14 protein-coding genes are annotated in these 15,490 nt (G+C 39.4%); 5 read left to right on the forward strand and 9 right to left on the reverse strand.

All coding sequences use genetic code 11. The features are described 5' to 3' along the window. Position 1 precedes the first annotated feature (1 nt). The 4 genes from JXQ92_RS17040 to JXQ92_RS17055 all read right to left on the reverse strand — a co-directional run bounded on the left by JXQ92_RS17040 (position 2) and on the right by JXQ92_RS17055 (position 4,413). Complete coding sequence (locus JXQ92_RS17040; RefSeq protein ID WP_421987848.1) at positions 2–1,102, reverse strand: YHYH protein; 1,101 nt, start codon at positions 1,100–1,102, stop codon at positions 2–4. An 85-nt stretch (positions 1,103–1,187) separates the two neighbouring features. After that, complete coding sequence (locus JXQ92_RS17045) at positions 1,188–2,081, reverse strand: DNA-3-methyladenine glycosylase family protein (RefSeq protein ID WP_421987849.1); 894 nt, start codon at positions 2,079–2,081, stop codon at positions 1,188–1,190. A 1-nt stretch (position 2,082) separates the two neighbouring features. Then, positions 2,083–2,625 carry a GNAT family N-acetyltransferase gene (locus JXQ92_RS17050; RefSeq protein ID WP_421987850.1) on the reverse strand — a complete coding sequence of 181 codons (543 nt, stop codon included), beginning with the start codon at positions 2,623–2,625 and terminating at the stop codon, positions 2,083–2,085. Positions 2,626–2,799: 174 nt separating this feature from the next. Next, on the reverse strand, positions 2,800–4,413 hold the full coding sequence (locus JXQ92_RS17055; protein ID WP_421987851.1) for an ABC-F family ATP-binding cassette domain-containing protein: 1,614 nt from the start codon (positions 4,411–4,413) through the stop codon (positions 2,800–2,802). 237 nt (positions 4,414–4,650) lie between these two features. Here JXQ92_RS17055 and JXQ92_RS17060 point away from each other — a divergent pair, with 237 nt between their 5' ends. Next, positions 4,651–5,136: a hypothetical protein gene (locus JXQ92_RS17060; RefSeq protein ID WP_421987852.1), complete on the forward strand. Its 486-nt coding sequence runs from the start codon at positions 4,651–4,653 to the stop codon at positions 5,134–5,136. Positions 5,137–5,165: 29 nt separating this feature from the next. Here the strand turns inward: JXQ92_RS17060 and rlmF are convergent, their stop codons facing one another. After that, on the reverse strand, positions 5,166–6,212 hold the full coding sequence (gene rlmF / locus JXQ92_RS17065) for a 23S rRNA (adenine(1618)-N(6))-methyltransferase RlmF (protein ID WP_421987853.1): 1,047 nt from the start codon (positions 6,210–6,212) through the stop codon (positions 5,166–5,168). Next, on the reverse strand, positions 6,212–6,469 hold the full coding sequence (locus tag JXQ92_RS17070; protein ID WP_421987854.1) for a VF530 family DNA-binding protein: 258 nt from the start codon (positions 6,467–6,469) through the stop codon (positions 6,212–6,214). The genes rlmF and JXQ92_RS17070 overlap by 1 nt, the downstream gene beginning before the upstream one ends. A 257-nt stretch (positions 6,470–6,726) precedes the next feature. On the opposite strand from JXQ92_RS17070, the gene JXQ92_RS17075 reads away from it, so the two are divergent. Then, positions 6,727–7,107 (forward strand): DUF1987 domain-containing protein, encoded by a 381-nt coding sequence (locus JXQ92_RS17075; protein ID WP_421987855.1) that lies wholly within the window; start codon positions 6,727–6,729, stop codon positions 7,105–7,107. Positions 7,108–7,267: 160 nt separating this feature from the next. Continuing rightward, entirely contained in the window at positions 7,268–9,481 is a 2,214-nt protein-coding gene (gene katG / locus JXQ92_RS17080) for a catalase/peroxidase HPI (RefSeq protein ID WP_421987856.1), read from the forward strand. A gap of 89 nt (positions 9,482–9,570) precedes the next feature. On the opposite strand, the gene JXQ92_RS17085 is transcribed toward katG, so the two are convergent. From JXQ92_RS17085 to JXQ92_RS17095, 3 genes are all read right to left on the reverse strand, one after another. Beyond that, positions 9,571–10,758 carry a putative Ig domain-containing protein gene (locus JXQ92_RS17085; protein ID WP_421987857.1) on the reverse strand — a complete coding sequence of 396 codons (1,188 nt, stop codon included), beginning with the start codon at positions 10,756–10,758 and terminating at the stop codon, positions 9,571–9,573. A gap of 107 nt (positions 10,759–10,865) precedes the next feature. Next, the gene (locus JXQ92_RS17090; protein ID WP_421987858.1) at positions 10,866–11,795 is read right to left on the reverse strand and encodes an adenylate/guanylate cyclase domain-containing protein; all 930 of its coding nucleotides are present in this window, start codon (positions 11,793–11,795) and stop codon (positions 10,866–10,868) included. Positions 11,796–11,797: 2 nt separating this feature from the next. Then, positions 11,798–13,654, reverse strand: coding sequence for an ABC-F family ATP-binding cassette domain-containing protein (locus tag JXQ92_RS17095; RefSeq protein WP_421987859.1), 1,857 nt, complete (start codon positions 13,652–13,654; stop codon positions 11,798–11,800). Between the two features lie 273 nt (positions 13,655–13,927). Between JXQ92_RS17095 and JXQ92_RS17100 the strand changes: the two genes are divergently transcribed. Together JXQ92_RS17100 and JXQ92_RS17105 are read left to right on the forward strand one after the other, a co-directional pair. After that, positions 13,928–14,518: a DUF4251 domain-containing protein gene (locus tag JXQ92_RS17100; RefSeq protein ID WP_421987860.1), complete on the forward strand. Its 591-nt coding sequence runs from the start codon at positions 13,928–13,930 to the stop codon at positions 14,516–14,518. Between the two features lie 26 nt (positions 14,519–14,544). Beyond that, the gene (locus JXQ92_RS17105; RefSeq protein WP_421987861.1) at positions 14,545–15,150 is read left to right on the forward strand and encodes a hypothetical protein; all 606 of its coding nucleotides are present in this window, start codon (positions 14,545–14,547) and stop codon (positions 15,148–15,150) included. The last annotated feature ends 340 nt before the right edge of the window (positions 15,151–15,490 follow it).

Here is a 15,490-nt window from a genome sequence, read left to right on the forward strand (position 1 = left end):
GCTATTCAGTATTACCTGTTCCACCTCTGTTTCCACTTCTTCTTGGTGGTGGACCTCCAGCACCTCTTTGCGGTCTTTGGCTGCCATTTCTACCTCCGCCTTTTCTCAATTCACTATTTGGAGTACCACTAAAACATAGTGGAACGGAAGGAAAGTTGTCGGTAACTACATAATAATATTCATTTTCGCTCTCTGGAGTTTTTCCCCATCGGCCATTGCAGGCATCGAGTTCAGATAGATTCGCATCGAATTCATAATCGCTAAAATATCTTCCATTATGAGGGCCGTCAGGCGCGGTAACTCCATCGCCACCTCGCTCGCCAGCTTTGAGTTTGTATCCACTTTCATGCGCTACGATTTCGCCTTGGTTATTGTAACCAAACTTGTAATACAAAGGAAATCCGTCTGAAGCATAGCCTATTTTTACCATTTCACTTCCATCAATTCCTTTGTCATCCACTATTGCTGATGGTGTACCATGGTAATGGTATTTCCCTGTTGGTTGAACATGAGCATTGTTGCAGTCCAAGCCCAAGTTTTCGGTTGTGGTTAGGGTTGTAATATTATATTGGGGATTCATTTGTCCAGTCGTACCAATGAACATTTCAGCGGTAAATGGATCGATGCTAACACCACTAAATAGAACTCCAGAATCAAAACCCTGCGCACTGGTGGTTTTCGACGCCACCTGTGGGTATAATGGAATATTGAAAACGCCTTTAGAAACTTTGATGGTATTAGGATTTCCTGCATTTGGAAATTCTCCCACATTATGATCAGCAACGCTATTAATAATGATCTTTCTCAATTTATTTTTTTCGTCAACTGTTTCTTCATATACACTTGATACGCCTAGTTTAGACGCTATATCCACAGAACAATCAGATCCATCAAGGTTAATAAAGAACGTGTCTCCTGACTGGTTGTCTGCTTCAGGGTTGTTTCTGCTAGCACCTCCTGCTCCAGGCCCACCTGGTCCCTGCCCTAGAGGGCCTGGTCTTTGGTTTCTATCCGGTTGTTGGCTTTGAGAAGTCTGGTCGGGTTTAGTAGAACTACAGTCACTTAAGGCGATCAGTAAGGCTGCAAGAACTACAAGTTTCATCTTTTTCATTACTATGCTTTCCCTTTAAGATGAGAAGCATGATAAAAACTTGCGGGTGGTTTAATAAAAAAGATTCTGATATATGCTAACCAGCCAAGCTCCTCCATAGGTAGAAAACGGTATAGGCTTCCCAGCCCTTCATTTCCTCAAAAAATGCTACTATAGCTGGTTCATCTTTCCGGTCCGCAATGATTTTCAAATTGTAGAGCGATTGCGTTAGTCCCGTGTCTCCGAAAGGAATGGCTTCGGGTTGGTGAAGCGTTTTCATGAGCGCGTAGTTAGCCGACCAAACTCCGATTCCTTTTATTGCAGTTAATGTTTGCTGACGAGATTCAAAATCTGGTATTTGAGCTAATGCTTTCTTACTCAAGCCATGATTGAGGAACGCTTCTGCTACATTTTTAATGTACTTAATTTTACCTCTTGAATATTGCTGCGTTCTTAAATAATCTTCGTCTAAGGCGGCAAGTGATTCAGGGCTAGGAAAATGATAGAGCGTATGCCCTTTAAATTTGATGGACTTGCCATAAGTTTCAACCAAACGTCGTTTTAATTTAAATGCGAACGTCAAGTTGATTTGCTGTCCGATTACGCTCCAACAGAGGGCTTCGAACAAACTTGGAATCCCTATTAACCTTAGGCCTTTATATTTTTCGAGAAGAGGCTTCAGTGATTTTGTAACGGAAAGCAGTTCGTAAAAAGGACTCAAATCACGGTCAATGTCAAACCATTCGTTTACATAGGCTAAAACCTGTTTTTGTGCTTCGACGGTAACACTGCTTTCTATTTCAATCAATAACTTCCCTTCCTTTTCCGTAATCGAAAAAGGTATTAAAGTCCCTTCAAATTCAATGGCACGAAGCACCAATCTATCTGATAATTGATAAAGGCATTCATCGTAACCGCGGTCTAAAAAGAACAGGCATTGGTCAAAATCAAAGAGATCTGGGGTTGGAAGTGTGATGGTTCTGGTTACCATATTACTTTTGGATATAATCACCCTCTAAGATGGCATACATATAATTATCGCACCACTTGCCACGAATAGGAAGAATGCCTCTGCGTAGACCTTCTCTAATCATGCCCGATTTCTCTAATACCCTTATTGATCCTATATTGTTGGTAGCAACGCCTGCTTCTATTCTGTGAAGATGTAGGTCTTCAAACCCGAACTTTATGAGCCTTTGAGCGATCTCTGTACCAAAACCTTGTTTCCAGAAAACTGGTGACAAATGGTAGTGAATTTCGCCTCGTTTGAAGCGATCATTGGAAGAGGACATTCCTGTTTCCCCTATAAAGGAATTATCATGCTTAAGTCGGACGATCCATCCATAGACAGATCTTGGGTTGTTAGATTGATCTTCTATAGCTCCTTTAATGATGTTTTTGGTAATGCCTATGTCTTTAGGAATGCCAATAGTATTGAATTTCGCAACATCGGGTATGCTATGGAAAGCATGAATATTGTCAAGATCACTCCAAGAAAGTTCTTGTAGTACGAGTCGGTCTGTTTCAAGTTGCATGTCTAAATATAGGCTTAGACATGCCTCCAATCATAATAATCGTATGGATTTACTTTGATAGGCTATTTTAATCTTTACCAGCTTTCCACCTCATTTTCTGATCTACTATACAGCCTGTTTACATGGAAAGAGTGCTCTGCATTTAAGCGCAAGGCATATAAATGGAATTTTGGCCTAGTAAATGGCAGCACGCTGCGCTTGGTATGCTTCATTTGCAATATACTCGTCGTAAGTACAAAGCTTATCCACATAGCCTTTTGGTCCAATTTCTAAGATTCTATTGGCGACAGTTTGCGTAAACTCATGGTCATGCGAACTAAATAATACTGTACCAGGGAAATCTTTTAACGCATTGTTAAAAGCTTGGATAGACTCTAGATCTAAATGACTTGTAGGCTCATTGATCAACAACAAGTTGGCTTGAGCGAGCATCATGCGAGACAGCATACATCTTACTTTTTCTCCTCCAGAAAGCACATTCGATTTCTTGAATACTTCTTCACCTGAGAAAAGCATTTTACCAAGGAAACCACGCATGTATACTTCATCCTTTTCACCTTCTGTGAACTGTCTCAGCCAGTCTACAAGGTTTTCGTTTCCGGTAAAGAATTCTTCGTTTTCGTTAGGTAAATAAGCTTTTGTGATGGTTTGGCCGTATTTAAATTCACCTGAATCGCCTTTTTGCTCGTCCATCAAAATTTGATAAAGCGAAGATGTCGCTAAACCATCTTTGCTTAAGACCGCAATTTTATCTCCTCTGTTCACAAACAAGTCCAGTCCGCTGAAAAGAGTTTTATCGGCGCTTGACTTGCTTAAATTTTTAATCTCTAAAATCTGATCTCCAGCGTTTCTCGCTTGTTGGAAAATAATGGCAGGGTATCTTCTCGTAGAAGGTTGGATGTCTTCTAAGGTGATTTTATCTAAGAGCTTTCTTCTACTGGTTGCCTGCTTTGATTTTGAAGCATTGGCTGAAAAGCGGGCTATAAACTCTTGTAGCTCTTTCTTCTTTTCTTCTGCTTTTTTGTTCGCAGCCGATCTTTGCGATAGCGCTAACTGACTTGACTCGTACCAAAAACTATAATTACCAGTGAAAAGCTTTACTTGGCTAAAGTCAATATCTACAATGCTGGTACAAACTGTATCTAAAAAGTGCCTATCGTGAGAAACAACAATGACTGTATTCTTGAATTCTAACAGGAAGTCCTCTAACCAGGCAATTGTGTTAATGTCGAGGTCGTTGGTAGGCTCATCTAGTATTAGAATATCAGGGTTGCCAAATAGTGCTTGAGCGAGTAATACTCTTACTTTCTGACTACCATCTAGGTCTTTTAATAAACTATAGTGAGCATCTTCTGAAATACCCAAACCGCTTAATAAGGCGGCAGCATCAGATTCGGCATTCCAGCCATCCATTTCTGCAAATTTGGCTTCAAGTTCAGAGGCTTTAATGCCATCTTCTTCGGAAAAATCAGGCTTCATATAGATAGCATCTTTTTCCTTCATAATGCTCCAAAGTACGGTATGGCCCATCATGACAGTGTCAAGCACTGACTCTTCGTCAAATTCAAAGTGATTTTGCTTGAGCACAGCCATTCTCTTTCCTGGCTCTATCGTCACTTTTCCAGAGTTCGCGTCTTGATCGCCAGCAAGAATTTTCAAAAATGTAGATTTTCCTGCACCATTGGCACCAATTACACCATAGCAATTGTTTCCAGTGAATTTAATATTGACTTCGTCGAAAAGAACTCGTTTTCCGAATGAGAGTGATATGTTTTGTGCTGAAATCATAATCCTTGAATTTGAAGCCGCAAAGGTAATGTTTCTTCAAATAAGAACATAGCCTTGAGAATGAAGTTTCGTTTATTAACCACACTTCATATTCACTTGTGGTCCGTGTTCCGAATTGGTCATGCCTGTGTTTCAGGGTGGAACATGTTACCGTGTATATTAAATATTAATAGTCTGTTATTCAGTGTGTTATGTTTATGGCAGGCTTTTAGTATTAGCAATTAGAAAAAACAGAACATGAAGATTTTAGCCAGTTTAATATGCCTTTCTTTAGGCCTTTTGCTTTCACAGCCTCTTACTAATGAACATTTGAAGGTTTATAATGGAGAATGGGAGGGTAGTTTGACTTATTTGAACTATGGTGATGATGAAACCCTCGTTACACTTCCACTTAAAGTAGAGGCCGAGCACTCGGCCAAAGGCGTTGAATTCAAATACTATTTTACTGAACCTGGAGGTAGAATTGAAAAGCGAACGGATCGGTTTAGAATTAAGAAAGATAAGATTTACTACAACGGATATTGGGACCTTGAGTCTTCGGATATCAAAAGTCTAGATGAATGGAGTCTTGAATTGAAAAGTGAGGGTAAGGATAATAATAGAAAGGCTTCTTTTAGAAAAGAAGTGAAAGTAAGTGCGAACAAGATTACGATTAAGAAGTTTGTGAAATATGAAGGTACGGATGAATTTTTTGTTCGTAATTCATACGTATTTAATCGATAATGAATGCATTGGGAGTCCTTGAATAATTGCTATTCGGACTTCCATCGATTTTCGCGCCAATCTTTTTGCTCTTCGGGAGTCAGGAAAGTCCAAGCAACTACTCGGCTTGCTTTGTTGCCTTGGCTCATCGGAATGGTCTTAACTTCAACAGCCTTGGCAATTGATAAATATTCTAGAATTGCTTTTAGGTTAGACTGTTTGGAAATGAGCGAAGAAAACCAAAAGCATGTTTTACCATAGTTCTTGCTTTCTCTAATTAGGTTGCCGACAAATTTTCGTTCACCACCGTCGCACCAGAGTTCACCACCCTGTCCGCCAAAATTCTGAACGGCCGTGGTTACTTTTTTCTTATTCAGGTTGCTAACTTTTTTCAATGTAGCTTCTTGAGCTGCTTCTAATGAAGCATGGAAGGGTGGGTTACAAACAATTAAATCTATGTATGTTTCATGATCTAATATGCCATAAAGTGTGTCCTTTGCGTCTTCTTGTAACTTCAATGTTAATTTAGGCTTAAGCCAAGCATTGTTGTTCAAGATTTCCTCAACAGATTTAAGAGATACTGGGTCGACATCAGAGCCTATAAATGACCAGCCATAAGTACTTGTGCCAATAATAGGATAAACTCCGTTGGCACCTATCCCAATATCTAAACAGGTTACTTTTTCTCCATCCGGTAATTTTCCGCCATTGCTTGCGCTCAGCACGTCAGCCATATAATGGATGTAATCGGCCCTACCCGGAATTGGTGGACAAAGATAACCTTCAGGAATATCCCATTCTTCAATCCCGTAATGCACTTTTAGCAAGGCGGCATTTAGTAGCTTAACGGCCTTTGGGTTGGAGAAGTCAATCGTCTGTTCTTTCCGAATACTTAAAGTCAAATGCTCTTTTAGCGCTGGAAGGGCAGCAGTGAGTTTTGCTAAATCATATCTGCCTATATGCTTATTCCGTGGGTGTAAGTTTGAAGAACCTTTAAACTTCGGTTTCACCTTAGTCTTTTTTGTCGGCGCACCATGATTTCTCAATGCTCTAGCAAAGGAACTACTCCGTGGTTGATCTTCTTTTTTAGAATCCATTATTTGCTTTTTCCTTTAATCGCCTCAAGATAAAATTCCTCGACTTTGGTTCTTGCCCAAGGTGTTCTTCTTAGAAATTTTAAGCTTGATTTTATGGTTGGGTTACTTTTAAAGCAGTTGATGCTTACGCTATTCGCCATTTTATCCCAACCCTGTGTTGCAACCAAATACTCCAGTATATCTGCTAATTTGACTCCATGCAGTGGATTGTTGGCTTGCTGAGTTGAAGTGTTTTTGCGCGTATACTTTAATTCCATATAGGCCGGCAAAGCTAGGTAAAATTGATAACTTAAATATTGAGTCGATAATGATATATATGCTTAACTCAATTGGATAAAGGTTAGGTCAGCCTTGCAAGTTCAACAAAAAGTGGCCTTCAAGGGTGACTTATTATAAATATGACGTTATTGATTTAAGTAAATTATGATTTTTTACTTGCACCATTTAAAGAATAAAAATAAATTTAAGACACTGTAATTCATTTACATATTCAGTTAGTTAAGAAAAGAGCAAAATGTCTGACTTTGAATTAAGTAGTACGTCTGGATCTCCTGGAGTTTTATTAAAGGCGCAAACAGGAGAGTGCGCATTTACGGGCTATTCTATACCCCAGAATAATAAAGAATTTTACAGGCCAATTCTCAATTGGTTAAAAGAGTATGCTGAGCAACCAGCAGAACAGACATGTTTAACCATGCAAATGGAGTATATGGATAATGCGAGTAGGAAGGTGTTTGCGAACATACTCAATGACCTCAAAAGCTTACACCAAAAGCATCTTACAAAAGTAACTGTAGCATGGTATTTTAAGCCAGGCAATGAGGATATGGCCGAACTTGGAAAGAGACTTCAAGCTGAAACTTCGTTAAATTTTTCCTATAGCACGCTTAACTGAATTGAATTCATAAGTCCTTTCTTCTTCACTTAGAGTCATTTAAATTCTCAATAAGGTATTGATAGATTAATGACTGAATCCACGTCATAATCAAGGTCAAGTCTGAATATTCACCAATTTGATTTGTAAATTAGGTTGCAAACATTGAAAACTATCAAATATGGAAAACATGCAACATTCAGGTGATATCAGTAAATGCCCATTCCATGGCGGGGCAATTAAACAAAGCGCTGGCGGTGGAACCAAGAATCACGATTGGTGGCCAAATCAACTGAACTTGAATATACTCAGACAGCATTCCACTTTGACCAACCCAATGGGCGAAGATTTTAATTATGCTGACGAGTTTAAAAAATTAGATTTAAAGGCAGTCAAACAAGATCTATATGATGTTATGACTGACTCTCAAGAATGGTGGCCAGCAGATTATGGTCACTATGGACCTTTCTTTATTAGAATGGCTTGGCATAGTGCTGGTACTTACCGAATCGCGGATGGACGTGGTGGTGGAGGCTCGGGTACTCAAAGGTTTGCTCCACTTAATAGCTGGCCTGATAACGGAAACCTCGATAAGGCAAGACTTTTACTTTGGCCAGTAAAACAAAAATACGGTAAGCAACTTTCTTGGGCGGACTTAATGATTCTGGCAGGTAATTGTGCCTTAGAATCAATGGGCTTTGAAACCTTCGGTTTTGCAGGTGGACGCGAAGATGTTTGGCAGCCAGAAGAAGATATTTACTGGGGCTCTGAAGGAGAGTGGCTAGGGAATAAAGAACGCTATGAAGATGGTGAATTGGAAGGCACTTTAGGTGCTGTTCATATGGGATTGATCTATGTTAATCCAGAAGGTCCAAATGGTAATCCTGACCCAATGGCTTCAGGGATAGACATAAGAGAAACTTTTGGTCGAATGGCCATGAACGATGAAGAAACTGTAGCATTGGTTGCTGGAGGTCATACATTCGGTAAAGCACATGGTGCCGCAGATCCTGATAAATATGTTGGTCCAGAACCTGAAGGGGCTACCATTGAAGAACAAGGACTAGGATGGAAGAATACTTTTGGTTCGGGACATGGCGATGACACAATTACTAGTGGTATTGAAGGTGCTTGGACGCCTAATCCATCTCAGTGGGACCATGACTACTTCAGAGTATTACTTGACTATGATTGGGAGTTAACCAAAAGTCCGGCTGGTGCTCACCAATGGGCTCCTACAGCAGATTCAAATGCTGAAATGGCTCCGGCTGCTGGTGATTCATCTAAACAACAACGTTTGATGATGACTACGGCTGACATGGCATTGAAAAATGATCCGGCCTATTTAGAAATTTCAAAAAAATTCAGAGAGGATCAAGATGCTTTTGAAGATGCTTTTGCTCGTGCTTGGTTTAAACTAACGCATCGTGATATGGGACCGAAAGCCTTATATCTTGGAGAAGAAGTGCCTGCAGAGGAGCTTGTTTGGCAAGATCCTATTCCTGCCGCTGATTATGACATGATCAATGCTTCGGATGTTGCTAGTCTCAAATCAAGTATTGCAGATTCTGGTTTATCAGTTTCGGAATTAGTTTCTGCTGCTTGGGCTTCAGCATCTACTTTCAGAGGATCTGACAAAAGAGGAGGAGCTAATGGCGGTAGAATTCGTTTGGCACCACAAAAAGATTGGGAAGTGAATAATCCTGCTCAATTGAATAAAGTTTTAACAGCTTTAGAAGGTGTTCAAAGTAGTTTTAATGGTTCAAATGGTGGTAAGCAAGTATCTATTGCTGATTTAGTAGTTCTTGGAGGCTGCGTTGGTGTAGAACAGGCGGCGAAAGCGGCAGGTCATTCAATTGATGTTCCGTTTACACCAGGTAGAACAGACGCTTCAGCGGAGCAAACGGATGTAGATTCGTTTAGAGCATTAAAACCTGCTGGCGATGGTTTTAGGAATTACTTTAAACCAGAGCACAAGGTTACTGCTGAAGAAATGCTTGTAGATCGCTCTCAATTACTAAGCCTTACAGCTCCTGAAATGGTTGTGCTTTTAGGTGGAATGAGAGTTCTCGGAACCAATTATGATGGCTCAAATCACGGTGTTTTCACAGATAAACCAGGTGCTTTAACAAATGATTTCTTCGTAAATCTTCTTGATATGAGTACTACTTGGAGCGCCACTTCTGATGCTCAAGATTTATTTGAAGGGCGTAACCGTAAAACTGGAGAGGTAAAATGGACAGGAACTAGAGCTGACTTAATTCTTGGATCAAATACTGAATTGAGAGCTTTAGCTGAGGTTTATGGATGTTCAGATTCAGAGGAGAAATTCTTAAATGACTTTGTGGCCACATGGGATAAAGTGATGAACCTCGATCGTTTTGATTTAGCTTAACTAAGCAAAATTTCATATTATAATAGTTTAAAGTGGGCTTTACAGTCCACTTTTTTTATGCTTTGAAAAGACTTGTCTAAAGATTAATATCAGTTACTCAGTGTGAAGTCAAAATGGTTTGAATTACCGGCTGAATCTGTGGCTTTAATGGTAAGCTCAAGAGGCTGGTCGGATTGCCAAACCCCATTAATAGATACTTCATCCTTGTTAAATTTCAGCCATTCAGGAAGAACGCTTGCGTCTTTTGGAGACAATTCCAAACTCAAGATTTCGTCATCGATGTCCTTAAATAAATCGCTGGGAATTTTCCATTCAAACCTCTCATTCAACGTCATTTTTGGTGGAGTTTTAGGATTGTAAACGAATGGTGCAAAAACAGTCTTTGCACTTACCCAATACAAGTCTGATTCAAACATATCTTGTCCATTTTCTTGAGTAATACTCATGCGGCTAAAGAAAAGGTGTTTGTTACCTGGAGAGACAAATGGACGCTGTTCTATTTCACCTCCGTTTATATTCTCATTCAATCTAATAGGTACTGTCCAATTACCAGACTTTTCTCTATAAGTGATATAGAGATCATGTTTGCCACGGTATTCATTTTGCCAAGATTGAATAATCATGTAGTCCTCATCGGGAGAGAGAAATATACTTTCTTCGTCGGATTGCGTATTAATTTCTTCAACTAAACTAATGTTAAGCTGACCTTGATTATCTTTTTCTGCCTTATAGATGTCGCCGCAGCAAGCATAATCTAGATTTCTGTTAGAAGTAAAATAGAATGCTCCAGACGTCGCTTTTCCGTGGCCAGCCTCTCTGGTTTTTGAGTTGATCAATGAGTCTAATTTTCTTGGGTTACTAATGGTATTGTTCTTGAAATCTGCTACCCAAAGGTCATTCGGCATATTATCGACAGATTTGGCGAAATAGAATTGATCTCCTTGCGGGGAGAACATCGGGAAGAAAGTGTTTCTATTGTCTGGAAGAAATTGGGTGTTTGGTTTACTCCACTTTCCATCAGAAAAGCTCATTAAGTATATTTGTGTTTGGTTTGGGTCTGCGTCGTGTGCTACACCGAATGCGATATTTTCTCCATTTGGTGAAATGGCAAAACCCATGTCGAACCTACCTTTAATTGAAATGGTACCAGCTCCAAAAACCGTCGGGATATCGCTTGGCAACTCTTGATCGAGGTGGTAAGGTGATGCGTTGTTGGATTCTTGCACATTGTTACACGCACAAAACACTACTAGTAAAAAGATGGAAGCGTACTTCATGAATTAAACTTCAGTTAGGAACTACCTTAACGCGAAAAATACGGATGTGTATCAAGATGGCCAAGTATACGGGTAGATTATCGGCACACTATAAAGAATATACTAACCTAAGCGGGAGGCATAGGAGCAAGCATTCTGTCTAAAGCAAATACTTTGTGAATCCCTTCTTTTCCTTTTGCTTTTATATCGTATGAACCACTAATTGTACACCATTGATCGAATTGCTTGTAGAGGTTTTCAGAGATCAAGAATTTTGTATTGAGGTCCTTATTGGCTTGTTCAATTCGACTGGCGAAGTTTACGGTATCTCCAATAGCTGCTTCTTTTTCCATTCCTTCTATGCCGATGGTTCCCCAAATTACTTTTCCGGTATGCGCACCTAGTCTGATTTTGAATTCCCTATCCACTAAAGCATGGATATCATGGTCGAAACGATCTATGGCATCTTGCAAAGCAAAGCCTGCTTTTATTAAGTTGGCCGCATGATTTTTATTGTCGTTTAAGCCGAAAATAGCAAGGAAGCCGTCGCCATAATAGTCGATGATTCTACCGTCGTTTTCTTTAATGATATTGCCGGCAATAAAGAAGTAACGGTTTAAAATGTGGACTACATCATAAGCTGGTGTTTGTTCTGTAAAAGCGGTATAATCGGCTATATCTACGAATAGGACAGAAGCTTCCTTCTCTTTACCAAGACTTCGGGGTTTTTTGGACTCGCCATGTTGTAAGATTAATCGCTGATCAACATCATCTAATACCAATCTTCTAGCCGTGATATCTCCTTGAGCTTTTGTTTGACATGCCAACCTGATTTCAGGCGTTAGCCCTAGTTGACTAGCCAAGCGCTCCTCTTTCTCATTACGCTCGCTTAAGCCTTCTAAACCGTTTTCGATATATATTCTGCATGTAGAACAAAATCCATGGCCACCACATGCATGCACATGATTTACGCCCTGTTTTAAGGATGCCTGAAGAATCGTGTCATTAGGTGACGATTCAAATTTTACCTGATCAGATGTTAGATTTATTGATGCCATGATTAAAAATACTCCGATAGCTCAAGCCACCTTAGTTCTTTTTCGTCCAAGTCATTAGATATTTCCTCAATCCGTTGAGACCACTCAGTCAATTCAACATGATTTTCGGAACCAGCGTTAAGTAATTGAACAAACTTTGACTTTTCAACTTCAAGCTTGGCAATATCTTGCCCTAATGTTTCGAACTCTTGTTTCTCCTTAAAAGAAGCCTTTTTCTTTTCTTTAGGTTCCTTATACTCCGTCTTTTTTTGTGCGACTGGCTTAGTAATTTGTGGAGTCTTTTCAGAAGTCTGTTCTAGCCTGTAGTCTGTATAATTACCATTGAAATTCTCAATTTCATCACTTTCACTGAATATGAATAGGTGATCGACGAGCTTATCCATGAAATATCTATCGTGAGATACTAACACAACGCATCCGTCAAATGACTCCAAATAGGCTTCGAGTGTATTTAAAGTGATCAAATCGAGATCATTTGTTGGCTCATCGAGAATTAGAAAATTTGGACTTGTGATGAGTATCTGCAACAATTGTAGCCTTCTTTTTTCACCACCACTTAGTTTACCAATAGGTTTGTATTGAACATCCGGTGGGAATAAAAAGCGGGTTAGAAATTGAGAAACAGGCACAGATCTACCTTTGCTTACTTCTACTACTTCCGCAATAGATTTGGCAAAGTCAATAATCGTTTGCTGATCGTCAAACCTCAATTCGGTCTGTTTATAGTATCCAAACTTGGTTGTAGCGCCTTTCACAACTTCTCCACTCATTGGTGCGATTTCTCCCATCAATGACCTGATGAAGGTGGTTTTTCCGCTTCCATTAGGGCCAACTATGCCGACTCTGTCTTTTCTTGGAAAAACGTAACTGAAATTTTTAAATAGTGTGTTTCCAGAAAAGCCATTGGTAAGTTTTTCTACTTCTAATACCTTTTTACCTTGACGCTGAGACTCAGCTCTTAATTTTAAATCTTGTGTGTTTTCAGCACTAAACGCTTTGTTCTTGGTGTCTTGAAAAGCATCAACTCTGTATTTGGCCTTAGTGCCTCTAGCTTTGGGCTGACGTCTTATCCAATCGAGTTCTTTTCTATAGAGGTTTTTAGCTTTATCAATTGATGCGCTTTCAGATTCTGCTCTTTCGCCTTTCTTTTCGAGGAAAAACCCGTAATCACCTTTATAATGGTGTAGTTCGCCTTTTTCCAGTTCTATGATCTCATTTGTAACTTTTTCTAAGAAGTAGCGATCATGAGTAACTAAGATAAGTGCCATATTAGCCTGGCTTAAATAGTTCTCTAACCATTCGATCGTCTCAATATCCAGATGATTTGTAGGCTCATCAAGTATTAATAGGTCGGGTTTCTGAATTAAAACACTCGCCAAGGAAATTCTTTTTTGCTGCCCACCAGAAAGACGCGTTACTTTCTGATCTAGGTCATGAAGGCCTAATTTGCCTAGTATCTGTTTGGCCTGACTTTCTACGTCCCAAGCGTTGGCACTATCTATTCCTTCAATAAGGGTCTGAAGTTGATCTGTATCACCTGAGGATAATGCACGTTCATATTTTATTAAAAGCTGATGTGTTGGGTCATTTTCGTCGAACACTGCATCCAATATGGTTTGCCCTTCTTTGAAGCTAGGGTTTTGAAGTAATGATCTTACTACGATATCATTTCTGAAAACTACATCGCCTTTGTCTGGAGATTCTAGTCCCGTAAGTACCTTCAGTAGAGTAGATTTTCCCGAGCCATTTATTCCGACTAGTGCAACTTTTTGACCTTGTGCGATACCAAATGAAATCTCATTAAGGATTGCTCTGTCACCGAACGTTTTTGAAAGGCTTTCTACTGATAAATAATTCATGGTTGGCAAATCTACGATAGTATCACAAAGAAATGATTGTAACACTGGCCAAATACATAAAATCTACTGGCATAATTATTGGTTGTTTATCAGAGGAAATTAGCCTTTAAGGCTTTATTAAGGTGTTAGAAAATTATGTAGGTAACTGTCTTTGTTGTTTAAGTTCGTCATTGTGAGGGATTTGTTAACTTGAGTTGTTTTTGTAAGGTGCTAACGTCGTGAAATATATCAGGCTGATTTTCATGAAAGGAGTATTCATTAAACCTAAGTGATATGAGAAAGACATTGTTGACATTATTAGGGTTCATTTTAGTACTAAACTTTTCTATAGCACAAGAGGCTACGTATTTCGAGGAGAAAGAAAAGTCTAAGAAGGAAATTAGGAAAGAGAAGAAGAAAGAAAAGGACAGGATTAGATCTGAGAAACAAGCCGTAGGGATAGCTTTAATTGAATCAAGGGATTTCGTACTGATGGCAAGCACTATAAGCGGCGTAAGCGGGGCCACTTTACCAGTTCGGGAGACAATGAATTTTGTTCGCATCAAGAAAGGTCGCGTGACTGTACAATACGGTTTGCCGGGTAAGTCTGGTGGTGCTAACGGATTGGGCGGCGTAACATTTGAAGGGCGAATACAAAATTTCAGAATAAGTGATAAAGGGGATAAAAAGGGATACAATGCTATTCTCAATTTTACTAGCCCACAAAATGCAAACATCATGAGCGTAAGCATCTTTATTTGGGGTGATAAAGCTCAGGCGAGGTTTTTTAATGGTGACAGGAATGTCACTTTCGACGGCAAATATGCCAAGGCATCCGAAACTAAACTCTGGGAATCTGGTTTAAAAACTGTAAGCAGATTTTAAGTTTCCATAAATATTCAATCAAGTATATGAAAATTAAACACACACTATTTATTCTTCTCATCTGTAGCCTGTCTTCAACAGTGATGATGGCACAGGACGAAGTTCAAGAAAAGCCCCTAACTAGGAAAGAAATGAGGGCTAAACGCAAGAAAGCTAAAGAGATTGAGAAACTCAATAGACTTAGCGAAGTCAGAAGAAAAGCAAAGGAATTATTGCTTAAGAAAGACTTTGTTTTGAAAGACGATGGTCGATCTGGGGTTTCTGGAACAGCTTCTTTTTTTAAGATTCACGGGGATACGGTTACTATTCAAACGTGGTCGAATGGCCAAACCGGTACTTCGTTAGATTTTCGAAGAGGAGCCAAGAAAATTGTAGGTGATATCTTCGTTTATGAAGTAATTGATAATGGTCCTGATAAGCCTTTACATGTTTTTATCAACTATAGAGAGAGGCTAACTTATACGCAGCAAATTGTGAATGTATATGTATTTGGTGATAGGGTAGAGGCCGCTGGAATTAGAGGTTATTTCTCAAATGTTGAAGACGCTAATATTTGGGAAAGTGGCATAAGGTCTGCCAATCGTGGTACTGCTATTCAAAGGGCACGTTCACTTGGTGGAGGAGAAGACTAAAGTCTTTCTCAAATGATTTTAAAAACTATATACAGCTTAAAAAAGGCCTCATTTGAGGCCTTTTTTGATTGCACAAAGTCACAACGGTCGTATAGGCTCTGTGATGGGTATCCTAGAATATTTTAGTGTAAACAGTCAGGTGACTGATGCTATTTAGTTGTTATTAATATAGGTCTTGAATATTCTTATATCTTTGTTATTGTTATAAGAAAAAAACTGGTTCTCGTATAGAACCAGCTCTCTAAACAAATTACATACTGACTAAACGAAAGCAAAGTATGTGTCTTTTGTGCCCCTAGTATTAGGTTTGTGCCATTGGCTTTAACCTTATATTATTCGG

This window comes from Roseivirga sp., from assembly GCF_049099775.1.
Lineage (GTDB): Bacteria > Bacteroidota > Bacteroidia > Cytophagales > Cyclobacteriaceae > Roseivirga.